This is a genomic window from Wenyingzhuangia sp. IMCC45467, assembly GCF_054111205.1.
The window spans coordinates 2,104,555-2,127,324 of the sequence record NZ_CM134196.1 but is presented as its reverse complement, the minus strand read 5'-3'; the positions used below and the strand labels follow the sequence as shown (position 1 = coordinate 2,127,324).

Below are 22,770 nucleotides of genomic sequence, written 5' to 3'. Positions count from 1 at the left end.
ATGAAATTATATTTGGTTCCCACTCCTATTGGTAATTTAGAAGATATGACTTTTAGAGCTATTAAAGTTTTAAAAGAGGTTGATTTGGTTTTGGCTGAAGATACCCGTACTAGTGGAAAGTTAATGAAGCATTTTGAGATTAATACTCATATGCAAAGTCATCATATGCATAATGAGCATAAGACTGTAGAGCAAATTATTCAGAAAATAAAAGGAGGAACTTCGGTAGCTTTAATTTCTGATGCAGGAACTCCAGCTATTTCAGACCCTGGATTTTTGTTAACAAGGGCTTGCATTCAAAACGGTATTGAAGTAGATTGTTTGCCAGGAGCAACTGCTTTTGTTCCTGCTTTGGTAAATTCAGGTTTGCCTAATGAAAAATTTGTATTTGAAGGTTTTTTACCCGTAAAAAAAGGACGTCAAACAAGGTTATTGAGGTTGGCGGAAGAAGATAGAACTATTATTTTATACGAATCTCCACATAAATTAGTGAAAACGTTAACACATTTGTCAGAATACTTGGGGGCAGACAGACAAGCATCCGTGTCTAGAGAGTTGACTAAAATGTTTGAGGAAACCCAAAGAGGAACCTTAAAAGAGTTAGCAGAACATTATACAAACAAACCACCTAAAGGAGAAATTGTTTTGGTGGTAGCAGGAAAATAAAAAAATGAAAGAAAATAATTTTTATCACAATGTTTTTTTTTGGTTAAAAGAACCAAGTAATAAGGAACACTGTTTGCAGTTTACAACAGCTTTACAAGAGTTTTTACACGCATCTGTATACACAAAAACGGCTGTTATTACAAAACCTGCTCATACCAATAGAGAGGTAGTAGATAATAGTTATACATACGGATTGTTAGTGAGTTTTGATAATCAAGAAAAACACGAACTATATCAAAACGAACCAGCACATCAATTATTTTTAAAAGAAGCTTCTCATTTGTGGGAAAAAGTTCAAATATTTGATTCTGTGACTATTTAGTTTATCTCATGTCAAAAGAATTAATAATTCTATCTGTTAGTAATTCATAACTTTCGTTTTCGCCTATCCATATTGCAACTAAAAAAACCATATCAAAATTATTTTTAATACAGGTAATGCTTTTAAAATAAACCGTATTGCCATCACTGGTAAAATTCCCTTTCTTGATAATAGCAGGATATTGATTTATATAAGTATCGGTGTCAGAATAGTAGAGGTTATCACCATTTGCTTGTTGCATTGCCTGTTGAATAGATCCATCAGAAGCACCTTTTATACTAACTACTCCAACAGATTCATGGTATTTAACTGAGGACATTACAATGTTAAAAAGAGGATTCTCATTATAAAGATAATTGTTCATTTCTACCACAAGGTTTTTTACTTCATCGGCTAAAGGCAATTCCGATTTGTTCTCTTTTAAAAGATAAGGAGATTCAAATGAAACCGTTTTGTTAGAAAAATATTGTCTTTCCCACTCTTTATCAAGTAATTCCGAAACAGGAAAGGCTAATTCATGAAAATAGGAATAAAGTTTAGAACTATATTTATTGGCTACAAAGAAAAGAGCTGCAAACATAAGTCCTAAAGTTAATCTTTGTAAAAATTGTTTAGGTGTTAACTTTTTTTTAATCTTTTTGGGCTTGGTTTTATCAACTCCTACAATGGTTTTAAAATCTTCAAAATTTTTATTGGGATTTTTTTGTTGCCAAGCCTTAAAATTATCTGGATTTTTTTTACCACAAGCATCGCAAAATATCTGATATTCAGATTTGATAGGATTAAAATGAGAACAATTTTTACACTGTATAAATTTCATGATGTTGGTTTGGGTATGATAAAGATAAGCATTGCAAGAAGATGTAGAAACAGAATTTTTAAAATCATTCAATATATAGGTTAAAGTTCTATAAAATAATAGTGTTTTTTAATAATATAACTGTAAATATGAACGTAATATTTTTGTTACATACGCAGTAATTAATGTTTTGGGTATCGTAATAATTTAGAGACAGTCTAATTGGTTATAGACCCTTTTTTTGTAAATTTGCCGACCTGTAATTCATTGAATTGCAACCATAACAGAAAACAATAAATAAGTCGAAATCAATATGGCAACAACATTATTTGACAAAGTTTGGGATTCACATGTAGTCCGTCACGTAGAAGACGGACCAGATGTATTCTTTATCGACCGTCATTTTATCCACGAAGTTACAAGTCCAGTAGCATTCTTAGGATTAGAAAGTAGAGGAAACAATGTATTGTATCCTAACCGTACATTTGCTACGGCAGATCACAACACTCCAACTATTAACCAACATTTACCTGTAGAAGATGCTTTATCTGCAAATCAGTTAAATGCTTTGGAAAGAAATGCTAAGAAACACGGAATTTCTCACTGGGGATTAGGAGATGTAAACAACGGAATTGTACACGTAGTAGGTCCTGAAAATGGAATTACTTTACCTGGTGCAACTATTGTTTGTGGAGATTCACATACATCAACTCACGGTGCTTTTGGAGCTATTGCTTTTGGTATTGGTACTTCTGAGGTAGAAATGGTATTGTCTACTCAATGTATTATGCAATCTAAGCCTAAAGCTATGCGTATTAACGTAAATGGTAAGTTAGGTTTAGGAGTAACTCCTAAAGATGTTGCTTTGTATATTATTTCTAAGCAAACTACTTCTGGAGCTACCGGTTACTTTGTAGAGTATGCAGGAGATGTTTTTGAAAACATGACAATGGAAGGTCGTATGACTGTTTGTAACTTGTCTATTGAGATGGGTGCTCGTGGTGGTATGATTGCTCCAGATGAAAAAACTTTTGAGTACATTAAAGGTCGTTCTCAAACTCCAAAAGGAGCTGATTGGGACAAAGCAATGACTTACTGGGAAACTTTAAAAACCGATGAAGGTGCTGAGTTTGATACTGAGTTTACTTATGATGCAGCGGATATTGAACCAATGATTACTTATGGAACAAACCCAGGAATGGGAATGGGAGTAACAAAAGATATCCCTAATGCAGAGTCTGTAGAAGGTGGTGTAGAAACTTACCGTAAATCATTAGGGTATATGGATTTCAACGAAGGGGAATCTATGATTGGTAAAAAGATTGATTTTGTATTCTTAGGATCTTGTACTAACGGACGTATAGAAGACTTTAGAGCTTTCTGTTCTGTAGTAAAAGGACGTAAAAAGGCAGATCATGTAACTGCATGGTTAGTACCAGGATCTCACAAAGTAGTAGATCAAATTAAAGCAGAGGGATTAGATCAAATTATTGCAGAAGCAGGTTTTGTGTTAAGAGAGCCAGGTTGTTCAGCTTGTTTAGCGATGAACGATGATAAAATTCCAGCAGGAAAATTATCAGTATCTACCTCTAACCGTAACTTCGAGGGACGTCAAGGACCAGGATCTAGAACTTTATTAGCTTCTCCTTTAGTAGCTGCGGCTTCTGCAGTAGAAGGTGTGGTTACGGACCCAAGAACAATCTTAACTGCTAACGCTTAAAAAATAGAATACAATGGCTTACGATAAATTTGAAGTATTAACAAGTACAGCTTATCCATTACCAATTGAGAACGTGGATACAGATCAAATCATTCCTGCTCGTTTCTTAAAAGCAACTGAGCGTAAAGATTTTGATATCAATTTTTTCCGTGACTGGAGATTTAATGCAGATGGAACACCTAAGGCAGATTTTCCTTTAAATCAAGAAAAATATGCAGGATCTAAAATTTTAGTAGGGGGACGTAACTTTGGTTCAGGTTCTTCTAGAGAGCATGCAGCTTGGTCTGTGTACGATTTTGGATTACGTTGTGTAATTTCATCAGCATTTGCAGATATTTTTAAGAACAACTGTTTAAATATTGGTGTGTTACCAGTACAAGTATCGGCAGGGTTTGCTGATAAGTTGTTCAAAGCAATTGAGGCAGATCCTAAAACAGAAATCAAAGTAGATTTACCAGCAGAAACAGTTACTTTAGTAGCTACTGGAGAGTCTGAGTCTTTTGATATTAACGGTTACAAAAAAGGGAACATGTTAAACGGATTTGATGATATTGATTACTTAAAAAACATAGAAGAAGAAATTACTGAATTTGCAGCAACAAGACCTTTCTAAAACAAAGGTGTTCGAGCGTAGTGGAGAACATTCTTCCTAATAAAAAAAGCGTTTCACAATTAAGTGAAACGCTTTTTTTATTAGGAAGAAAAAGGTTTTAATAGCTGTTATAGATAAAAGTTTACATTTGTTTGAAAAAGAAAATGAAAAGAATAGTAATTGTCTTGCTCATGTTCATGCAATATGGATATGCGCAAGAAGTAAATTCATTGTATTTATCTAGTGCTTTAGAGCTTGGGAACTATGCAGGGATGGATGGAAATTTAACATTCATCAGTAAAAATAAATTATCGGTTTCTGCAGGTGCTGGATGGATGCTTTATGAAAATGAAAATTACCCTAATGATATAGATGATTCTGACAAAATCGGTTTTGGGGGTGTTGATGGATCAGTATATGCATATTTAACTGCTGGTAAAATTGTGCAATTTAAAAAATCTAACAGAGTTAGGTTAAATTTGTCTGGAGGTTTAGTCATGATGTGGAGTGATATTGAGGAAAATTATATAAGAGGCCAACAAACAGATCGTGGGTATTATTATGATTATGATATAAATAGTTATCAAACAATTGGTTTGATTTTAAATCCAAGGTTGGAGATAAGCATTTTTTCTATGGTGGGGTTATATATTTCACCAAAAGTTATATTAAGTCAGAAAAAGAGCTTTTATGGAGTTGGTTTAGGGTATATGTTTGGGAAATTGAGAAAGAGACTTTATTAGATATTTTTAAAAGCGTTTCACTTAATTGTGAAACGCTTTTTTTATCTTTGCCTTTCGTGTTTTTTAGGGGCTTATTTAAAATAAAATGATTGTAAATCAGAGTTTAAAAAATAAATATCCTAAAAATTAGCTTTATATCATGGGCAGAAAGAAGATAGAAATAATGGATACTACACTTCGTGATGGTGAACAAACCTCAGGAGTGTCTTTTGCAGCAAACGAAAAACTAACCATTGCTCAGTTATTATTAGAGGAATTAAAAGTAGATCGTATAGAAATTGCCTCGGCACGTGTGTCTCAAGGAGAATTTAATGCTGTTAAAAATATTACAGATTGGGCTACAGAAAACGGACACATTCATAAAATTGAAGTGTTAACTTTTGTAGACAAAGGAACCTCCATTCAGTGGATGATTGAAGCTGGAGCAAAAGTGCAAAACTTATTAACCAAGGGTTCAATGAATCATTTGGAACATCAATTGCGTAAAACACCAGAACAACATTTTGTAGAAATAGCAGAGTCGGTTAAATTGGCTAATGAAAAAGGTATTGAAACCAATGTGTATTTAGAAGACTGGTCTAATGGAATGCGTAACTCTAAAGAGTATGTATATCAGTATTTAGATTTTATTGTAACTCAGCCTGTAAAAAGAGTAATGCTTCCAGATACTTTAGGAATTTTAACTCCGCAAGAATCTTTTGAATACATCAAGGAAATTAAAGATAAATATCCAGAATTACAGGTAGATTTTCACTGTCATAATGATTATGATTTAAGTGTTGCCAATGCTATGGAAGCCATCAAAGGAGGAACAGATGGTTTGCATTTAACATTAAACGGAATGGGAGAGCGTGCTGGTAACGCTCCTTTGGCAAGTGTGGTTGCAGTTGTAAATGATTTTTTACCAAATTATAAGGTTGAGGTAAATGAAAAAGCTCTGTATAAAGTAAGTAAAATGGTTGAGGCCTTTTCAGGGTTTAAAATTCCAGAAAGCAAACCTATTGTAGGAGAGAATGTATTTACTCAAACCGCTGGAATTCATGCCGATGGTGACAATAAAAAGAATTTATATTACAATGATTTGTTACCTAAGCGTTTTGGACGTAAGCGTAAATATGCTTTAGGAAAAACATCTGGAAAAGCCAATATTCAAAAAAACTTACAAGACTTAGGTTTAAGTTTAAATGATGAAGAGTTAAAATTGGTTACTCAAAGAGTAATTGAATTAGGAGACAAAAAAGAATTGGTTACACAAAATGATTTGCCATACATTATTTCTGATGTGTTAAACTCTAACACCATTGCAGAAAAAGTAAAGGTAGAATCTTATGTGTTAACTCATGCAAAAGGTTTAAAACCCTCTACAACTGTAGCTGTTTCTTTTGAAGGAGAAATAGTAGAAGAGAGTGCTAGTGGAGATGGTCAATATGATGCCTTTATTAAAGCACTTGGTAAAATTTATAACAAAAAAGGCTTAGTTTTACCAACGTTAACAGATTATGCTGTTCGTATTCCACCAGGTTCTAACTCAGATGCATTGTGCGAAACAGTTATTAGTTGGGAGCTAAACGGAAAAGAATACAAAACACGTGGTTTAGATTCGGATCAAACAGTATCTGCAATTATGGCTACCGAAAAAATGTTGAATATTATATAAGTTCTTAAAGTTAAAAGTCCTAAAGTTAAAAAGGGTGTGACTAAGTTAAGCCCAAAACTTGATAGACTTTACAAAACTTTATAAACTTGCAAACTTTAATAAAATAAATAAAATGAAATTAAACATTGCATTATTAGCTGGTGACGGAATTGGACCAGAAGTAATTGATCAGGCTGTAAAAGTTTCTGATGCAATTGCGGTAAAATTTGGACATGAAATAACTTGGAAACCAGCTTTAACAGGGGCTGCTGCTATTGATGCAGTTGGAGAACCTTATCCAGATGAAACTCACGAAATTTGTGCTTCTTCTGATGCTGTTTTATTTGGAGCTATTGGTCATCCAAAATATGATAATGATCCTTCTGCACCAGTTCGTCCAGAGCAAGGGTTGTTAAAAATGAGAAAAAAATTAGGATTGTTTGCAAACGTACGTCCTACTTTTACTTTCCCGTCTTTGTTAGATAAATCTCCTTTAAAAAGAGAGCGTATTGAAGGAACTGATTTGGTTTTCTTACGTGAATTAACTGGAGGAATTTACTTTGGTGAAAAAGGAAGAAGAGATGGTGGAGATACTGCTTTTGATAACTGTGTATATACAAAAGAAGAGGTAACTCGTTTGGCACGTAAAGGGTTTGAGTTGGCAATGACTCGTTCTAAAAAATTATGTTGTGTTGATAAAGCTAACGTTTTAGAAACTTCTCGTTTATGGAGAGAAACTGTTCAAGGTTTAGAAAAAGAATATCCAGAAGTAGAAGTAGCTTACGAATTTGTAGATGCTGTAGCAATGCGTTTGGTACAATGGCCAAATTCTTATGATGTATTGATTACTGAAAACTTATTTGGAGATATTTTAACTGATGAAGCTTCTGTAATTTCTGGATCAATGGGATTAATGCCATCTGCTTCTATGGGGTCAGATATTGCTTTGTTTGAGCCTATTCACGGTTCTTATCCACAAGCAACAGGATTGAATATTGCCAATCCAATGGCAACTATTTTATCTGCAGCGATGATGTTTGAAAACTTTGGTTTACAAGAAGAAGGTACAGCTATTAGAGAGGCTGTAAACAAAGCGTTAACTGAAGGTGTGGTAACTGAAGATTTAGCTGAAGGAGGTAAATCTTACGGAACTAAAGAAGTTGGAGATTGGTTAGCTGCTAATATCTAATCAACTTTATTAATAAAGTAAAAAAGGCTTTCTAAAACATTTTAGAAAGCCTTTTTTTATGAGTTTATTTGGTTGTGTCTAGCGTTAATTGAATGATGTTTTTGTACAACACTTCATACTCTAATAAAAATGCGGTAGTATAACCATCACATTTAGTTCTAAGTCCAAAGTACTGAATCCATTTGTGTTTTTGTAGTTTTCTTATCCACAGTTTTGGAATCATTAAAGGAATAGAGGTGTAAAAATAATCGGTGTCTTTAAGTATATCTTGTAATTTGTAACGAAGTTTTCTAGGTGGTTTTATATCAAGATTTAACAATGAAATATGAAATAATAACTCATCAATAAAAGATTGAGGTTTTTTAAGAATGTTTTTAATATCATCAACTATAATAATTCTTAAAATAGACAAGGCATTGTTGTTGCCTGTTTTTTTAATTAATCTACTGTAATGATAGCAAATTTGTGCTGTGGTTGGGTAGCATGGAGATATCAAATAAGGATAATTGATATAGTCTTTTGAAGTTACAGTTTTTATAATGTAATTAATAGAATCCTTATCCTGTTTACAGATTTTAAGGTTGTTTTTAGAAGACCATAAAAGAATATTTGTAAGAACGCAGGCATCAATTTCTATTGGCATGTTTTTACCAAAATACACACCATAGGTTCTTAGGTTTTTGTATTGAGTTCTTTTATGAAAGTTCCATTGTAGGGTTCCATTAGCATGTTTGATGAGTTTTTCTTTTAGCCACTCGTGCTTTTTCTTTTGGGAATCTGTTAAATAGATGTAAACAGTATCATCCGCATCATCGGCTAGTTTAAAAAAATTAAAATATTTCATTATTTTCCCATTAGGGAAAAAATCCATAGGATTGGTTTTAAAAAAATTATAAGTTTTTTTGCCTTTGAAATTTTTAAAATAAGGGTAACAATTAATGATGTTCTCTGTAATTTTATCAGCAGAGCTTTTTGTGTTTTCAGGTAATAAATGATAATATTCCTGTAGGGTGTAAGTAATAGTGCTAGAGAAAAAAATGTTTTCATCTTCTCTAGTATATGGTATAAAAGAATGAAATCTTTGTGATGTAAAAATCCCTTTAAGATAGCCTTTAGACTCTCCTTCTTTTTGTTGTTTTTCTAAGTTCTTTACAAGTTCACTAATCAAACTAAATGGTTTGTCTTAAAAGTACGCTATTTTTTAAAAATAGCATAGACCGGAAAATGATCGCTAAAACCACCTCTATAAAACTTACCAATATAAGTTCTTAAAGGCTCTCCTTTGTTTCTGCCTGTCCAATCAGTTAAAAAGTCTTCGTTGTAAATGGCTGCTTTTTTAAATTGGTTTCCTTTGTTTTCTTTAAAAGCATTGCTGTATAAAATTTGATCGAACAAATGCCAAACACCATTGTGAATTAAAGTTCCTTGTTTAGGTGTTAAAAGATTGGTCATAGGATTGTGAATGTGTTCCGAAACCAAATGTTTGGCTATGCTTTCAGAGGTAGGATCATCATTAAAATCTCCCATTATAATAATTTTAGCCTCTGAATTGTCTGCTAAAATTTGATCAATTCTGTAATTTAAAATATTGGCTAAAGCAATTCTTTTTAAATGTGTTTTATCCACACCTTTTCTTCTAGAAGGCCAGTGGTTTACAAAAACATGCGTAAGCTCTCCATATAAATTGCCTTGTACGTAAAGAATATCTCTTGTGTCATCTTTAACTCCGTTGGTTTCAAAAACTTGTACAGGAATGGCTTCAGATGAAATTAACTCAAAAAAATCTTTATGGTATAAAAGTGCTACATCAATACCTCTTTCATCGGGAGAATCGTAGTGAACACAATCGTAGTTTAAATAACGCAATACTTCTGAATGAATAATATCTAAAGCAACTTGCTTGGTTTCTACCTCTGCCAAACCAATGAGCACAGGAGGGAAAACACAATTTTTAGTTCCTATTTTAGAAATAACTTTTGCTATTTTATTTACTTTATGTTGGTATCTGTAATGTCCCCATTTTTTACGACCACTAGGGGTGTAATCTGTGTCTAATGTATGGGCATCATCCTTATAATCAAATAAGTTTTCGGTGTTGTAAAAAGCAATAGAGAATAAGTTTTCTTTAGTCACTTGAAGTATTTTTTGGAATGGTAAAGATATCTTTATTCGTTAAAAATATCAAAGAAAGCTTGTTTAATATGGAGATAAAAAAGAGGTGTTTTCGGTAAAATCTCTTTGTGTTGAAACTGTGGGAATTATGTACATTTGTAGCATGATAGAAGAAAAGAAAGTAACCTCAGAAAAAACAGTATTGGTGGGTGTAATTACACAGCATCAAGATGAGGCTAAGTCTACGGAATATTTAGATGAATTAGAATTTTTGGTAACCACAGCTGGTGGAACTGCCGTAAAAAGATTTGTTCAGAAGTTAGAAAAACCTCATCCTAAGACTTTTATAGGAACTGGAAAGTTAGAAGACGTTAAAGCATACATTGATTCGCATGATATTGGAACCGTTATTTTTGATGATGAGTTGTCTCCTGCACAATTACGAAATGTAGAAAAGATTTTAGATACTAAGATTTTAGATAGAACTACGTTGATCTTAGATATTTTTGCGCAACGTGCCGAAACTAGTTATGCAAGAACGCAAGTTGCTTTGGCCCAATGTCAATATTTATTACCAAGACTAACAAAACTTTGGTCTCACTTAGATAAACAAAAAGGAGGGATTGGAATGCGTGGTCCTGGAGAAACAGAAATTGAAACAGATAGACGTATTGTAAGAGATCAGATTTCTTTGTTAAAAAAGAAATTGGAGACTATTGATAGGCAAATGGCTGTGCAGCGTAAAAACCGTGGTAAAATGGTTCGTGTGGCTTTGGTAGGGTATACCAACGTAGGTAAATCTACCTTGATGAATGTAATTAGTAAAAGTGAAGTGTTTGCCGAAGATAAACTGTTTGCAACTTTAGATACCACAGTTCGCAAAGTTGTTATTAAGAATATTCCTTTTTTAATGACAGATACGGTTGGGTTTATTAGAAAATTACCTACACAATTGGTAGAATCTTTTAAATCTACTTTGGATGAAGTTCGTGAGGCAGATTTATTGTTACATGTGGTTGATATTTCTCATCCTACTTTTGAAGATCACATCAATTCAGTAAATACTATTTTAGAAGAAATAGAAAGTGCTAACAAGCCAACACTAATGGTGTTTAATAAAATTGATAGTTATACGCACGAAACTATTGATGAAGATGATTTGGTGACAGAAAAAACGGAGAAACATTACTCATTAGAAGAGTTAAAAAATTCTTGGATGTCTAAAATAGAAGATGAGTGTGTGTTTATTTCAGCTTTGAATAAAGATAATTTAGAGGACTTTAAAGATAAAGTTTTTGAAATGGTTAAAGAAATTCATGTAAAACGTTTTCCTTATAACAACTATTTGTATACGGAGTATGATGAAGATGGAAATAAAATTCAATAAAAAAAATCCCGAGTTAAACACTCGGGATTTTTTATAATATATGAATAAAATCTTTCATGCCGCTTAATACACTTTGTATAGCATAAGAAGCTAAAATCAATCCCATTATTTTACTAATGACGGTAATTCCGTAATCTCCAATCTTTTTTTGTACCACGTTGGCAGCTAGTAACAATAAGGCTGTTAATCCTATAACAACGGCAACTAAAAAGGTTGTTGTTGCTTGTTGTTGCAATGAGTATATATGATTGTCTGTCATTAAAACCACAGCCATTATTGCTCCTGGAGAAGCTATTGAAGGAATGGCGACAGGAAATATAGTAACATGTTTATAGTCGTTAATTAGGTCTTTTTCTGATGCAGGTTTTCCACTTCCAAAAATCATGGTAAGAGCAAATAGAAATAGAATAAGACCACCCGAAATTTGAAATGCGTAGAGGGTGATATTCATACCTTCTAAAATAAGCTGCCCTATCAGAATAAAAAACAATAAAATAGCAAAAGCTACCAAAGCTGCCCTAATTGCTATTTTTCTTTTGTGTTTTTCATCAAAATGTTTGGTGGCTTCTAAATATACAGGAACAGAACCAATAGGGTCTATTACAGCAATCATAAAAAATATAGAGGTAATAATTTCTTTCATAAGTTAGTGTACTTTAATTCCTGTTGTAGTAAAAGACAATCCCTGTTGTCCAGAGGTGGAAATCATAATGGCTTCAAATAAAGGTTGATTGCTTGTTGGTTTTATAATCCAATCAAACATAAAGTTACCACCTGTTCCTCCTTCTTTGTCAGTTTCATCAATTACAACTTCTACTGTTTCCATAGGAGCTAAAAAAATAGGATGTTTAAAGTACGATCTTATTAATTTTCCATGAGTATCATAGTAGTCTGCTTTTTTAATATATATGGTATCATTCCTATCTGTGTTCCTCATGCTTACAGTAACAGTTAAGCTGTGTTTTTTGTGTTCTGTGTAGCTGTAAATTTGTGAGTAAACAGATAAATGAGTAGTTCCTGGTAATAGAGAATCTCTGTTTATGTTCGTAATTCTTTTTTCCCAGTTGACAGGGTTTATAGAACTGATTTCTTTTTCTTCTTTACAAGAGATTATTAATATAGTTGTAAAAACCAGTAAAAATATATTTTTCATAGTATGAATGCTATAGGGTGAATAACAAGTGTTAAATTACTTAATTATACACAGTTGATGAAATTTTATGAATAGAACTAATAAAAAAAACCTCTAGTAGTACTAGAGGTTTTAAATGTATAAAAAAAGTGATACGGTGTTAGAACTTGTAGTTAAATCCTAAACCAAACACTTCTCTAACTTGTACTGCACGCACTGCATTGTCATCGTAAATAGCTTGTAAAGCAATGTTTGCTGATAAGTAATCATTTACCTTCATAGCTACATTTAAAGTGTAGTCAATATCAACGTTTCCAACATCTTCTAAATAGTTAGCATACATGTTTAATATGTTTTCAAAACTAACGTTTTCAAAAGCCTCAAATTTATAGTAAGCAGCAATGTTAGCACCCAATTCAAAACGGCTAGTTTCTCCTTGTTCAACACCAAAAGCACTTGCTAGTGTTGTAAATTCACTGTTTACAAAAATAGCTCTAGCAGATGCAGGAGTGATGTTTACTTTTAGGTTGTCAGATTTTTTCCACAATGCACCAGGATCTGCTTGTAAGTAGGCTGGAGAAAAGAAATCAGAAATTCTGTCTCCATTTTTATTGAATCCCTCAGCAAACTGGGTTTTTAAATTGGCATAAGCAGAATAGTACCAATATTTGGTAGCTTGTTTTCCCCATAGAGATGAAAATTCTATACGATCATCAGTTTTTTGTATTCCGTTATTTCCATCTGTTTTGGTTAAACCATAAGCAAGAATAATTTTGTTATCCCAAACAATATTATCTTTTTTGTAGTTAAAGTTATAATTAACATTTGCGTTGGTTGCTATGTTATTTACACCTCCTCCTTGCCAATCATTATTATAGGCAGATTGATTAAATAATAAGGTAAATACACCTCCTTTTTTCCAGTTACTTTCTTTTTCTTGAGCAAAAGTGATCGTTGCGCACAATAATAGAGCTAATGCTGAAATTCTTTTCATAATAATTTTATTTTTTTTTAGTTTTTTTAAATAGTGGTACTGTAGAGCAAGCTTCACCATACATAATGTTTTTAGCTACAGGAAGCAGTTTGCTAATTAATAAAGTGTAGGCAGATTCTGGTATAGGTTTGTTAGCACACCCCTTAATAATAACAGGTTTGTCTTCAAACGGATTGATGTCAAATTTAGAAATGATTTCAGTGTATAAAACAGTTTCTAAAATATTTAAATCACCTACTACACATTTTTTAGCATAGTTACTGGCATTACTAGCTAGTAATAAGTATGCCCAAGATGGAATAATAGCATCTGCACTACAAGTAAAAGCAACGTACTTGTTTTCTAAACTTTGCCAGTTGTATGAGGCTACTTGTTCTCTAAAGTCTTTTTCTCTTAAAATAATTCCTTCGTAGAGCCAGTCTTTAATATCAAACAAAACACGCTCTCCAGGAAGGTAAAAATCTTCTAGATCAATGTTTTTAAGGCTGCTGTTGGCTACTCTGTTTACAATTTCATCCATAATTAATTAGTATTTAGCACACAGTTGTTAGTAAATAGTTTTATGATGACCAATAACCTAACATTATTTATGTACTTTAGTACTGATGACTCAGTACTAATTATAGAAATCCTAATTCTAACTTTGCTTCCTCGCTCATCATGTCTTGTGTCCATGTTGGATCAAAAGTCAATTCAACTTCTGCACTTTCAATTTCTTCTAAGGCACAAACTTTTTCTTCAACTTCTTTAGGTAAAGTTTCTGCTACAGGACAGTTAGGAGAGGTTAAGGTCATTAATATTTTGGCTTGTTTTTGATCGTTTACAAGCACATCATATATCAACCCTAATTCGTAAATGTCTACAGGTATTTCTGGATCGTAAATGGTTTTTAGCACATTTACAATTTTATCTCCTATTTCTACGGTTTCTTCGTGGTTCATTTTTTTTGTTTTTGGCAGTTAGGCATTTAATTTACTTTGCATTCCTAATGCGTATAGTTTTATTTGTTTGATCATTGAAACCAAACCATTGGCTCTAGTTGGTGATAAATGTTCTTTTAAACCAATTTCATCAATAAAATCCATTTCAGCTTCAAGAATGTCTTTAGGAGATTGGTCGTTAAAAACACGTAACAATACAGCTACAATTCCTTTGGTAATAATAGCATCACTATCGGCAGTAAATTGTATTTTCTCTCCTGCTAATTCTGAGTGCAACCAAACTTTAGACTGGCATCCTTTAATAAGGTTGTTATCTGTTTTATATTGTTCATCAATTACAGGTACAGATTTACCCAATTCTATCATATACTCGTAACGTTGCATCCAATCATCAAACATTGTAAACTCCTCTACAATTTCCTCTTGTATTTCTTTGATAGTCATATTTTAAACTTATTTTTGCAGCCACAAAGATACTGAGTATAAAGCTAGCATACAACTGCAAACAAGATTGATTCTAGCTTGTGTAATTATTGAAATAAAAATAAATGAGTAAATTATTGGTTATAGGAACGGTAGCTTTTGATGCTATTGAAACTCCTTTTGGAAAAACAGATAAAATTTTAGGAGGAGCAGGAACTTATATTGGGTTGTCTGCTAGTAATTTTAAAAATGTAGATACTGCTTTGGTGTCTATTGTTGGTAACGATTTTCCTCAAGAGTATTTTGATTTGTTACACAGTAAAAACATCAATACAGAGGGAATAGAAGTTGTAAAAGACGGAAAAACTTTTTTTTGGGGAGGAAAGTATCATGACAATATGAACAAGAGAGATACTCTAATTACAGAATTAAATGTATTAGAGCATTTTAATCCTGTAGTACCAGAAAAGTATAAAGATGCTGAAATTGTTATGTTAGGAAATTTACATCCTTTAGTACAAAATGCAGCTTTAGAACAAATGAGTAAAAAACCAAAAATGGTGGTTTTAGATACCATGAATTTTTGGATGGATATTGCTTTAGATGATTTAAAAACTTTATTAAAAAAGGTAGATGTAATTACCATAAATGATGAAGAAGCTCAACAATTAAGTGGTGAGTATTCTTTGGTAAAAGCAGCAGCAATTATTCATAAAATGGGGCCAGAATACGTAATTATTAAGAAGGGAGAGCACGGAGCTTTATTATTCCATAAAGACAATATGTTTTTTGCTCCAGCATTGCCATTAGCTGATGTTTTTGATCCTACTGGTGCTGGAGATACTTTTGCAGGTGGATTTACAGGATATTTGGCACAACAAGAAGATTTGTCTTTTGAAAATATTAAAAATGCAGTGATTTGGGGGTCTAATTTAGCTTCTTTTACCGTTGAAAAATTTGGGGTAGAACGCATTGCAGGTGTTACTTATGCTGAGGTTGATGAGCGTTTGTCGAAATTTAAGGAGTTAACGAAATTTTCTTTGTAATTTTGCAAAAAATTAATGGTTTTACGACTGATGTAAAACTTAATCAATAAAAGATACAATATGTGTGGTATTGCAATGGTGAGGTTGCTAAAACCTTTAGAGTATTATAAGGAAAAATATGGTACGGCTTTTTACGGAGTAAACAAGATGTACTTATTAATGGAAAAGCAACATAACCGTGGACAAGACGGAGCAGGTTTTGCAAGCATTAAATTTAATGTGAATCCTGGAAGCAGATACATTAGTAGAATACGTTCTAACAAACAGCAACCTATTCAACATATTTTTAAAAAAATAAACCAACGTATTAGCGAAACGATTGATGCAAATCCTGAAAAAAAGGACGATGTAGCATGGTTAGAAGAAAATACACCTTTTATTGGTAATTTATTTTTAGGTCACGCCAGATATGGAACTTTTGGAGGGAACTCTATAGAAAATGTGCATCCTTTTTTACGTCAGAGTAACTGGAGACATAAAAATTTAATTGTAGCAGGAAACTTTAATATGACCAACTCTAAGCAATTATTAGATGAGTTGATAGAGTTAGGGCAACACCCAAAAGAAAGTACAGATACTGTTACGGTAATGGAAAAAATAGGGCATTTTTTAGATGACCAAGTAGAGTCTATTTACCAAGACATTAAAGCAGACTACACAAAAAAGGAGGCTTCTCCGGTAATTGCAGAAAAAGTAGATATTGTTAGAATTTTAAAAAGAGCTACTCGTAGTTTTGATGGAGGATATGCTATGGCTGGGTTATTAGGCCATGGAGATGCTTTTGTAATGAGAGATCCTGCAGGAATTCGTCCTACTTTTTATTATAAAGATGATGAGGTTTTAGTAGTAGCATCAGAAAGACCTGTAATTCAAACAGCTTTTAACCTTAAAATGGAAAAAGTTAAGGAGTTAGAGCCAGGTCATGCTATTATTGCTAAAAAAAATGGAAAAGTTTCTATAGAGAAAATCTTAGAGCCTTTAGAGAAAAAAGCTTGTTCTTTTGAGCGTATTTATTTCTCAAGAGGAGGAGATGCAGATATTTATCAAGAAAGAAAAGATTTAGGAGTTCGTGTATTCCCTCAAATTATTGATAGTATTGATGGAGATATTGAAAACACCGTTTTTTCTTATATTCCAAACACAGCAGAAACATCTTACTATGGAATGTGCGAAGCTGCAGAGGATTTTTTAAACACTCAAAAAACAGAAAAAATACTATCAGGCGGTAAAAATTTAAGTGCTCAAGAAGTGAGCGATATTTTAGCCATTAGACCTCGTTTTGAAAAATTAGCCATTAAAGATGCTAAACTAAGAACGTTTATTACTTCGGATGATAGTCGTGATGATTTGGTTGCTCATGTTTATGATGTGACTTATGGGGTGGTTAAAAAAGATGACAACATTGTTATTATTGATGATAGTATTGTTAGAGGAACTACTTTAAAGAAAAGTATTATTAAGATTTTAGATAGAACAGAACCTAAAAAAATAGTAGTAGTTTCTTCTGCTCCACAAATACGTTATCCTGATTGTTACGGTATTGATATGGCTAAGCTAGGTGATTTTATTGCCTTTAGAGCGGCTATTGAATTGTTAAAAGAAACAGGTCAATATCAAATTGTAACAGATGTTTATAATAAATGTATAAAACAACGTAGCAATCAAGATGCTGGAATTAAAAACTATGTAAAAGAAATTTATAAGCCTTTTACTCCAGAGCAAATATCAGCTAAAATTTCTGAAATGCTAAAAACATCAGAAATCAATGCAGATGTTCAGATTATCTTCCAAAAAATAGAAGGATTGCATGCTGCTTGCCCAAATCATACAGGAGACTGGTATTTTACCGGTGATTACCCTACAGATGGAGGTAAAAGAGTAGTAAATGAAGCTTTTATTAATTTTTATGAAGGAAATAATAAGAGAGCTTATTAAATGAGAAGTTTATATAACAAAAAAGCCGATGTTTTAACATCGGCTTTTTTGTTATAAAGGCAAAATTAATGTAACAATAGTGCCTTCTTTTAATTGAGAATTTATGGTTAGTTCTCCTTTTAATAATTGAGCTCTATTGTATATGCTTTCAATACCAATTCCCTTGTTGCTATCATTTATTGAAAAGCCAATTCCGTTATCTTTTACTTCTAGAAAAAAGTGATCAAGATTGTAAATAATTTTAATAGTAAGTTTACTGGCTTTGGAGTGTTTAATAACATTGGTAGTGAGTTCTGTAATTATTTTATATACTTCTTGTGCGTGTATTTTTGAAATAGAAATTTCATCATTGTTTGTGTATGAAAATTGAATGCTTAAAGAACTTAATTTGTTCATTTTATTGCAGTAATTTTTAATTCCCCTTATAAAATTTTCTTCATTTAAGTTAGGTGTAAACATGTTGGTTAATAAAAGATGATATTCTTTTCTAAAGGAGTTAATAATATTGTTTAATTTTTTAGTGTCAGGATTGGTTAAAACTTGAAGACTTAAAGCCTCTATATAGCTTCCAAAAGTATCGTGTATATTACTAGAAAATTTTTGTTTTTGTTTGTCTTCAATACTTTGTAAAGAACTTTTCAATGTAAGATTTTCTTTTTCTAAAGAAATAGATAAAAGTTTACCTTTTACAATTTCTGAAATAATATAGTACATCACTAAAGTTAGTTCTAAGACTACAGTTAGGTAGAAAATGTCTGTAAAAAAATAGCTTTTTAATAAAGATAAATTTTGTGTAGGATTGTAAAATTGATAGGTAAATGTACCTAGAATAGAAAATATAAAACCAATTGCTAAATAGGATGGAATTATTTTCTTAATTAACAAATACAAGTGAATGATACCTATTGTTATTAAAGATATTTTTAGAATAGCCCACACAAACAAATACCAATAAGGTAATCCACCAAAAAAAAGTTTATAAAAATAAACACAGGATAGTAATAGACAACAGTATCCTATACATAGAAATACTTTTCTGATAAAATAATGTTTGCTTTTTAACGGGTAAAAATTAGCATAAAAAAAAGCAGCACACATGGTTGCTAAGGTGTGAGAAAAACTTTTTGCAGATTGTATTAAAAAGTCAGAATTGCTCCATATGTATTGAACACCAATACCTTTGTTTGCTAAAATAGCCGTTATTAAGAAAAAGATAAAACCTCCGTACCAAAGTAAACTAAATTGTTTTTGCGTTGCAAATAGACAAAGAATAATTAAAATTAAAGAACATAAAAAAGTGAGTGTTGTGCCTAATAAAAAATATTCTATTTGATTTCTTTTTATAAAGTCATTAGGGCTGTTTAGTATTAACTCTAACCTAGCTTTTGGTTCGTCATCTCTTAATTGAATAAAATAACTAGTACTTAATTCAGCGGCTTTAAGTTCCCATGTGGGGTGTCTATAAAAAACATTTTTAAATCCAAATTCATTATAATAGTTTATTGTTGCTAGGCTGTCAATGTTTTTGGAATTATAAGTGTAAATTTTACCATGATGCAAGTAAGAGTTGGCTATTGTAAAATATAAATTCTTATTGTTAGGAGGAAGCTTAAAGTGAAACCAAACTGTTTTTTTACTAGGTATTTTATGATAAATATTATCTCCAAAAGGTTTGTTAAAATTTCCTTTTTCTAAATGATATATGGCACTTGTAATTGAGTTACATTCAATAGTGTCATTTAAAAAATAACACTGTTTGTAAATGTTGTTTTTTTGAGTAAAAGCAAAACTGCTTATTAAGAATATAAGTAGGAGGCAATTTTTTTTCATTTTATAAAGTTAGGCTATCAAATAATAATAATACCTTCCTTTATACCATATTTAATTAATTCTAAGTTGTTTTTTGTACAGGTTTTGTTAAATAAGTGTTGCTTATGGGTTTTTAATGTGTTAATACTTATATCTAAATAGTTTGCTATTTCTTTTTCAGTGCTAAATTCAAAACAAGCTTTAATTATTTCTATTTGCCTTAATGTTAATTTTTGTTGTGTATTGTTTTTGTTTTCATTGTTATTTAGCTCTGAGTTGTTTAACAAGTTTCTAATGATCTTAGGAAAGTTTATAAGATCGGTATCTTTACCCATAAAAAAATCAATTCCGTAAGTAATCGCTTCGTCTTTTACAATACAGTTGTTAAAGCTAGTTAAGCATATAATTTTAAAACTACTCTTGTTAGGTCTTATTTTATGAATGGAATCTAACGATCTTTCTCCTTTAAAACTCAGATCTAAAATAAGTAAGTCAAAATTGGTGTTATTGGTATGTGAAATAATCTCATGAATTGTTTTACAACATGCAATCACTTTAAAATCATTATAGTTTTCTAGGTAATTTTGAAGTGCATCCAAGAAAAATTTATTGTCATCAGCAATAATAATTTTGTGAGTCTTTTTCATAACAACAATATTAAGAACTGTTATTGTATGTAGCTTCATACTAAAGTACTACTTAAATAATCAAGAAACTTGTTTTTTAACAGGTTTTAGTCAAAATCATACTTTAGTATGAAAACAGCTTTTCAAAATGTCTATTACTTTACATAAAACAATAAAGATGGTTTGTAGCCATTAAATGTTTGGTATAGTTGTATCCCTCCTTGTTGTGGTATAGGAGGGAGTTAACTAAAATAAGTAAGAATTAACTATAAAAACTATAATATATGAGAAAATTGCTTTTTACAATTTGTATGTTGTTTGCTACGGGGCTCATAACTGCACAAGAAACAAAAGAAAAGAAACATGCGTTGTCTTTGGGAGTGGGTTCTGGTTTAGGAATAGATTATTCTTATAAAATCAACAAGTATTTTTACGTAAGTACAAGGTATAGTATACTGCCAATTAAACAAGAAGGGTTTGATTATGAGATTGATGGAGAAGATATGTTGGTTGATGCAGAGTTTGATTTTAGCCATATAGATGCACTAATTAGTATAGCTCCATTTGGTAAAGCTTTTAGGTTTGTTTTGGGAGCAGGGTATTTTACAAGTAGTGATGTAGATGTTACTATGGCCTTTAAAGATGAAGTTGTTATTGGGGAGGTAGTGTTTACTTCGGATGATGTAGGGAATCTTTTCATCAACGCAGAGTGGGATGGCCTGTTGCCTTATGCGGGAATCTCTTTTGGAAGACCAGTACCTAAAACAGGATTTGGGTTTGGGCTAGAATTAGGTGTTTATTATGATGCAGATGGACCGTCTATGTCTTTGGATGCAACAGGTTTAATTGAAAACACAAAAAATCAAGAAGCTTTATTACAAGAAAGTTTTAAAGAAAATAAATTTTTGCCTTATGCAGCGCTTAGGTTTGCTTTTTCTTTTTAATAACAAATAAACATGAAAATTATGAAGACAATAAAATACATAATAATAGCGGTTTTACTTATAACTCAAGTAAGATGTATAGATAAAAAATTTGAAAATGAATTTAAAATATCAGTAACTCCAGATGCTGTAGTTAGTAAGGTAAATTTAAATTTGGTTGATGTAGGAGATGCAAGTAAACCCATTCCTACAGCTAATATTTCGTTTTCAGGTGAAGCCTCAGATAAAATATATACTCCCGAAGGGAAAAAGGAATTTGTTGCAAGTGATGGAGTACTAAGTTTTGGTCTTTTGTCTAGTCTTTCACCAAGTTTTGAAAACCCAATTAATATTACAATGACAGTTGAAGCTTTAGGTTACGATACTAAGTCACAAACTATAGTGTTTGATGGAACAAATCAATCACAATTATTAACCGTTACACTAAATAAAACAGGAGAAGAGGCACCAGGAATACAAGTGGTAAGTAAAACAGTTGCTTTGAATGATAATAAGACAACCTCGTCTATAGAAATAACCAATACAAATGAAAGCGAAGAAGAAGGAGTAAGTGAAGAAGTAGAAGAGTCTGTTTTAACAATTGAAGCAGATACAGGATTTTTAGATGAAGATGGAATGGCTATTGAAGGAGGAGATATAGTTGTAGATGCACAAACTTTTGATACGGAAATAAACCTTGAAGAAGAAGAAATTCCTGCACCTGAACAAACGGCTTTTGAATCTGTGCCAGATGGAGGGTTTTCACTTGAGGCAGTAGAAGAAGATCCTACAAGTACAGCAAAAACATATAAGTTAAGTGCTACAAATAATTATAACAATACTTATTTGGTGTCTTTAGGGAATCCATACTGTTTTTATATTTATGTAAATGGACGTAAAGTGTATTGGCTGTCTAGAGAAACAACAGTAAGAACTTATGTTTATTATAGATATGTAAGAAATCCATCAACAGGTCAACCAGTAGCTGCTGGAGATGTTGTAGATGTTTATAGACGAGATTATTATGGTAGGTATTATAAACTACCAACAAAAGGAATAATTAAGAGTGATAGAGGTAGGTTGTATGCTGAATATAAAACAAGATACACAGGAGTGCATTACTTTGGGTTTACTGGAGGTGGAGCCAATACTTGTAACAGTTTTAATAAAGTTACTTTTAAGAACGAAGGAAGGCCTACTTATTATTATTTTATGTTAACAAGCCCTACAGGAAGGTATGTAAGTAGTTTTAGTAGTTACATTGGTGGCGAATTTAATTTTTACGGAAGTTGGTTAAATTATTATTACTATAATAGGTTAAGGCCTTTGTTAAATAGCGGTTTAAAATTGACTATTTATGGGTATAATTATTCTAGCTATAGGTATGAAAAAGTTTATGATAAAGAAGTAAGTTGGTGTGATATAGACAATCAAACAATTGATGTAAAAACCAGTGAATGTGCTACTTATTATAATTTAGATTTGAATTTTAATTGTGAAAAAGTAAATGTAGCGTTAAATTATACTCCAGTTTATTATAAAAAAGTAGGAGATCCATACTTTAGATATTATCAATACATATACAGAGGGTATTTAAGAGGATACGGAACTTGTTTCGATGATGAGTCTGAATATCAATTTAGAGTTTATTACGATAGAGAGTGGCGTGTTTCTCCTACCGTTAAAGGTAAAGATCTTACTATAGATTTTGATCCAACTGCAATATGTAACTATATAGAGGATTCTCTTTAATAGACAAAAGGTTCTAAGAAAAT

23 protein-coding genes are annotated in these 22,770 nt (G+C 31.8%); 12 read left to right on the top strand and 11 right to left on the bottom strand.

The window, feature by feature from the left end; genetic code table 11:
• Both rsmI and ACXGQT_RS09095 read left to right on the top strand, forming a co-directional pair.
• Nucleotides 1-666, top strand: coding sequence for a 16S rRNA (cytidine(1402)-2'-O)-methyltransferase (rsmI, locus tag ACXGQT_RS09100; RefSeq protein ID WP_457828284.1), 666 nt, complete (start codon nucleotides 1-3; stop codon nucleotides 664-666).
• Nucleotides 667-670: 4 nt separating this feature from the next.
• A complete protein-coding gene (locus tag ACXGQT_RS09095) occupies nucleotides 671-988 on the top strand; it encodes a Dabb family protein (protein WP_457828283.1) in 318 nt (105 codons plus the stop codon).
• 1 nt (nucleotide 989) lies between these two features.
• Here ACXGQT_RS09095 and ACXGQT_RS09090 read toward each other — a convergent pair whose 3' ends face one another.
• The gene (locus ACXGQT_RS09090; RefSeq protein WP_457828282.1) at nucleotides 990-1,808 is read right to left on the bottom strand and encodes a hypothetical protein; all 819 of its coding nucleotides are present in this window, start codon (nucleotides 1,806-1,808) and stop codon (nucleotides 990-992) included.
• A 292-nt stretch (nucleotides 1,809-2,100) separates the two neighbouring features.
• On the opposite strand from ACXGQT_RS09090, the gene leuC reads away from it, so the two are divergent.
• From leuC to leuB, 5 genes are all read left to right on the top strand, one after another.
• On the top strand, nucleotides 2,101-3,507 hold the full coding sequence (leuC, locus tag ACXGQT_RS09085) for a 3-isopropylmalate dehydratase large subunit (protein ID WP_457828281.1): 1,407 nt from the start codon (nucleotides 2,101-2,103) through the stop codon (nucleotides 3,505-3,507).
• Between the two features lie 13 nt (nucleotides 3,508-3,520).
• Complete coding sequence (gene leuD, locus ACXGQT_RS09080) at nucleotides 3,521-4,120, top strand: 3-isopropylmalate dehydratase small subunit (RefSeq protein WP_457828280.1); 600 nt, start codon at nucleotides 3,521-3,523, stop codon at nucleotides 4,118-4,120.
• Nucleotides 4,121-4,290: 170 nt separating this feature from the next.
• Nucleotides 4,291-4,842 carry a hypothetical protein gene (locus tag ACXGQT_RS09075; RefSeq protein ID WP_457828279.1) on the top strand — a complete coding sequence of 184 codons (552 nt, stop codon included), beginning with the start codon at nucleotides 4,291-4,293 and terminating at the stop codon, nucleotides 4,840-4,842.
• 139 nt (nucleotides 4,843-4,981) lie between these two features.
• Entirely contained in the window at nucleotides 4,982-6,499 is a 1,518-nt protein-coding gene (locus ACXGQT_RS09070; protein ID WP_457828278.1) for an alpha-isopropylmalate synthase regulatory domain-containing protein, read from the top strand.
• 112 nt (nucleotides 6,500-6,611) lie between these two features.
• On the top strand, nucleotides 6,612-7,667 hold the full coding sequence (leuB, locus tag ACXGQT_RS09065; RefSeq protein ID WP_457828277.1) for a 3-isopropylmalate dehydrogenase: 1,056 nt from the start codon (nucleotides 6,612-6,614) through the stop codon (nucleotides 7,665-7,667).
• A gap of 64 nt (nucleotides 7,668-7,731) precedes the next feature.
• On the opposite strand, the gene ACXGQT_RS09060 is transcribed toward leuB, so the two are convergent.
• Nucleotides 7,732-8,835, bottom strand: a complete 1,104-nt coding sequence (locus ACXGQT_RS09060) for a hypothetical protein (RefSeq protein WP_457828276.1) — start codon at nucleotides 8,833-8,835, stop codon at nucleotides 7,732-7,734.
• A 26-nt stretch (nucleotides 8,836-8,861) separates the two neighbouring features.
• The gene (locus ACXGQT_RS09055) at nucleotides 8,862-9,800 is read right to left on the bottom strand and encodes an endonuclease/exonuclease/phosphatase family protein (RefSeq protein ID WP_457828275.1); all 939 of its coding nucleotides are present in this window, start codon (nucleotides 9,798-9,800) and stop codon (nucleotides 8,862-8,864) included.
• 142 nt (nucleotides 9,801-9,942) lie between these two features.
• Between ACXGQT_RS09055 and hflX the strand changes: the two genes are divergently transcribed.
• Nucleotides 9,943-11,166: a GTPase HflX gene (gene hflX / locus ACXGQT_RS09050; RefSeq protein ID WP_457828274.1), complete on the top strand. Its 1,224-nt coding sequence runs from the start codon at nucleotides 9,943-9,945 to the stop codon at nucleotides 11,164-11,166.
• A 31-nt stretch (nucleotides 11,167-11,197) separates the two neighbouring features.
• Here the strand turns inward: hflX and ACXGQT_RS09045 are convergent, their stop codons facing one another.
• From ACXGQT_RS09045 to ACXGQT_RS09020, 6 genes are all read right to left on the bottom strand, one after another.
• Nucleotides 11,198-11,809, bottom strand: a complete 612-nt coding sequence (locus tag ACXGQT_RS09045) for a MarC family protein (protein ID WP_457828273.1) — start codon at nucleotides 11,807-11,809, stop codon at nucleotides 11,198-11,200.
• Between the two features lie 3 nt (nucleotides 11,810-11,812).
• Complete coding sequence (locus ACXGQT_RS09040) at nucleotides 11,813-12,319, bottom strand: DUF3124 domain-containing protein (RefSeq protein ID WP_457828272.1); 507 nt, start codon at nucleotides 12,317-12,319, stop codon at nucleotides 11,813-11,815.
• A 139-nt stretch (nucleotides 12,320-12,458) separates the two neighbouring features.
• Nucleotides 12,459-13,292 carry a DUF3078 domain-containing protein gene (locus ACXGQT_RS09035; RefSeq protein WP_457828271.1) on the bottom strand — a complete coding sequence of 278 codons (834 nt, stop codon included), beginning with the start codon at nucleotides 13,290-13,292 and terminating at the stop codon, nucleotides 12,459-12,461.
• 7 nt (nucleotides 13,293-13,299) lie between these two features.
• Nucleotides 13,300-13,815 (bottom strand): DUF2480 family protein, encoded by a 516-nt coding sequence (locus ACXGQT_RS09030; protein WP_457830812.1) that lies wholly within the window; start codon nucleotides 13,813-13,815, stop codon nucleotides 13,300-13,302.
• 97 nt (nucleotides 13,816-13,912) lie between these two features.
• Nucleotides 13,913-14,233 (bottom strand): DUF59 domain-containing protein, encoded by a 321-nt coding sequence (locus ACXGQT_RS09025; protein WP_073118501.1) that lies wholly within the window; start codon nucleotides 14,231-14,233, stop codon nucleotides 13,913-13,915.
• A gap of 18 nt (nucleotides 14,234-14,251) precedes the next feature.
• Entirely contained in the window at nucleotides 14,252-14,677 is a 426-nt protein-coding gene (locus ACXGQT_RS09020; protein WP_457828270.1) for a SufE family protein, read from the bottom strand.
• 104 nt (nucleotides 14,678-14,781) lie between these two features.
• Between ACXGQT_RS09020 and ACXGQT_RS09015 the strand changes: the two genes are divergently transcribed.
• Together ACXGQT_RS09015 and ACXGQT_RS09010 are read left to right on the top strand one after the other, a co-directional pair.
• Nucleotides 14,782-15,702 (top strand): PfkB family carbohydrate kinase, encoded by a 921-nt coding sequence (locus ACXGQT_RS09015; RefSeq protein WP_457828269.1) that lies wholly within the window; start codon nucleotides 14,782-14,784, stop codon nucleotides 15,700-15,702.
• Nucleotides 15,703-15,762: 60 nt separating this feature from the next.
• Nucleotides 15,763-17,637, top strand: a complete 1,875-nt coding sequence (locus ACXGQT_RS09010; protein ID WP_457828268.1) for an amidophosphoribosyltransferase — start codon at nucleotides 15,763-15,765, stop codon at nucleotides 17,635-17,637.
• A gap of 51 nt (nucleotides 17,638-17,688) precedes the next feature.
• Here ACXGQT_RS09010 and ACXGQT_RS09005 read toward each other — a convergent pair whose 3' ends face one another.
• Together ACXGQT_RS09005 and ACXGQT_RS09000 are read right to left on the bottom strand one after the other, a co-directional pair.
• Nucleotides 17,689-19,467: a sensor histidine kinase gene (locus tag ACXGQT_RS09005; RefSeq protein ID WP_457828267.1), complete on the bottom strand. Its 1,779-nt coding sequence runs from the start codon at nucleotides 19,465-19,467 to the stop codon at nucleotides 17,689-17,691.
• A gap of 17 nt (nucleotides 19,468-19,484) precedes the next feature.
• Nucleotides 19,485-20,093 (bottom strand): response regulator transcription factor, encoded by a 609-nt coding sequence (locus tag ACXGQT_RS09000; protein WP_457828266.1) that lies wholly within the window; start codon nucleotides 20,091-20,093, stop codon nucleotides 19,485-19,487.
• 263 nt (nucleotides 20,094-20,356) lie between these two features.
• On the opposite strand from ACXGQT_RS09000, the gene ACXGQT_RS08995 reads away from it, so the two are divergent.
• Both ACXGQT_RS08995 and ACXGQT_RS08990 read left to right on the top strand, forming a co-directional pair.
• Entirely contained in the window at nucleotides 20,357-21,016 is a 660-nt protein-coding gene (locus ACXGQT_RS08995; RefSeq protein ID WP_457828265.1) for a hypothetical protein, read from the top strand.
• 21 nt (nucleotides 21,017-21,037) lie between these two features.
• Nucleotides 21,038-22,747: a hypothetical protein gene (locus ACXGQT_RS08990; protein WP_457828264.1), complete on the top strand. Its 1,710-nt coding sequence runs from the start codon at nucleotides 21,038-21,040 to the stop codon at nucleotides 22,745-22,747.
• The last annotated feature ends 23 nt before the right edge of the window (nucleotides 22,748-22,770 follow it).

Coding starts and splice junctions, on each gene's coding strand:
- rsmI (WP_457828284.1), top strand. CDS start 1: ATGAAATTATATTTGGTTCCCACTCCTATTGGTAATTTAGAAGATATG.
- ACXGQT_RS09095 (WP_457828283.1), top strand. CDS start 671: ATGAAAGAAAATAATTTTTATCACAATGTTTTTTTTTGGTTAAAAGAA.
- ACXGQT_RS09090 (WP_457828282.1), bottom strand. CDS start 1,808: ATGAAATTTATACAGTGTAAAAATTGTTCTCATTTTAATCCTATCAAA.
- leuC (WP_457828281.1), top strand. CDS start 2,101: ATGGCAACAACATTATTTGACAAAGTTTGGGATTCACATGTAGTCCGT.
- leuD (WP_457828280.1), top strand. CDS start 3,521: ATGGCTTACGATAAATTTGAAGTATTAACAAGTACAGCTTATCCATTA.
- ACXGQT_RS09075 (WP_457828279.1), top strand. CDS start 4,291: ATGTTCATGCAATATGGATATGCGCAAGAAGTAAATTCATTGTATTTA.
- ACXGQT_RS09070 (WP_457828278.1), top strand. CDS start 4,982: ATGGGCAGAAAGAAGATAGAAATAATGGATACTACACTTCGTGATGGT.
- leuB (WP_457828277.1), top strand. CDS start 6,612: ATGAAATTAAACATTGCATTATTAGCTGGTGACGGAATTGGACCAGAA.
- hflX (WP_457828274.1), top strand. CDS start 9,943: ATGATAGAAGAAAAGAAAGTAACCTCAGAAAAAACAGTATTGGTGGGT.
- ACXGQT_RS09045 (WP_457828273.1), bottom strand. CDS start 11,809: ATGAAAGAAATTATTACCTCTATATTTTTTATGATTGCTGTAATAGAC.
- ACXGQT_RS09040 (WP_457828272.1), bottom strand. CDS start 12,319: ATGAAAAATATATTTTTACTGGTTTTTACAACTATATTAATAATCTCT.
- ACXGQT_RS09035 (WP_457828271.1), bottom strand. CDS start 13,292: ATGAAAAGAATTTCAGCATTAGCTCTATTATTGTGCGCAACGATCACT.
- ACXGQT_RS09025 (WP_073118501.1), bottom strand. CDS start 14,233: ATGAACCACGAAGAAACCGTAGAAATAGGAGATAAAATTGTAAATGTG.
- ACXGQT_RS09020 (WP_457828270.1), bottom strand. CDS start 14,677: ATGACTATCAAAGAAATACAAGAGGAAATTGTAGAGGAGTTTACAATG.
- ACXGQT_RS09015 (WP_457828269.1), top strand. CDS start 14,782: ATGAGTAAATTATTGGTTATAGGAACGGTAGCTTTTGATGCTATTGAA.
- ACXGQT_RS09010 (WP_457828268.1), top strand. CDS start 15,763: ATGTGTGGTATTGCAATGGTGAGGTTGCTAAAACCTTTAGAGTATTAT.
- ACXGQT_RS09005 (WP_457828267.1), bottom strand. CDS start 19,467: ATGAAAAAAAATTGCCTCCTACTTATATTCTTAATAAGCAGTTTTGCT.
- ACXGQT_RS09000 (WP_457828266.1), bottom strand. CDS start 20,093: ATGAAAAAGACTCACAAAATTATTATTGCTGATGACAATAAATTTTTC.
- ACXGQT_RS08995 (WP_457828265.1), top strand. CDS start 20,357: ATGAGAAAATTGCTTTTTACAATTTGTATGTTGTTTGCTACGGGGCTC.
- ACXGQT_RS08990 (WP_457828264.1), top strand. CDS start 21,038: ATGAAGACAATAAAATACATAATAATAGCGGTTTTACTTATAACTCAA.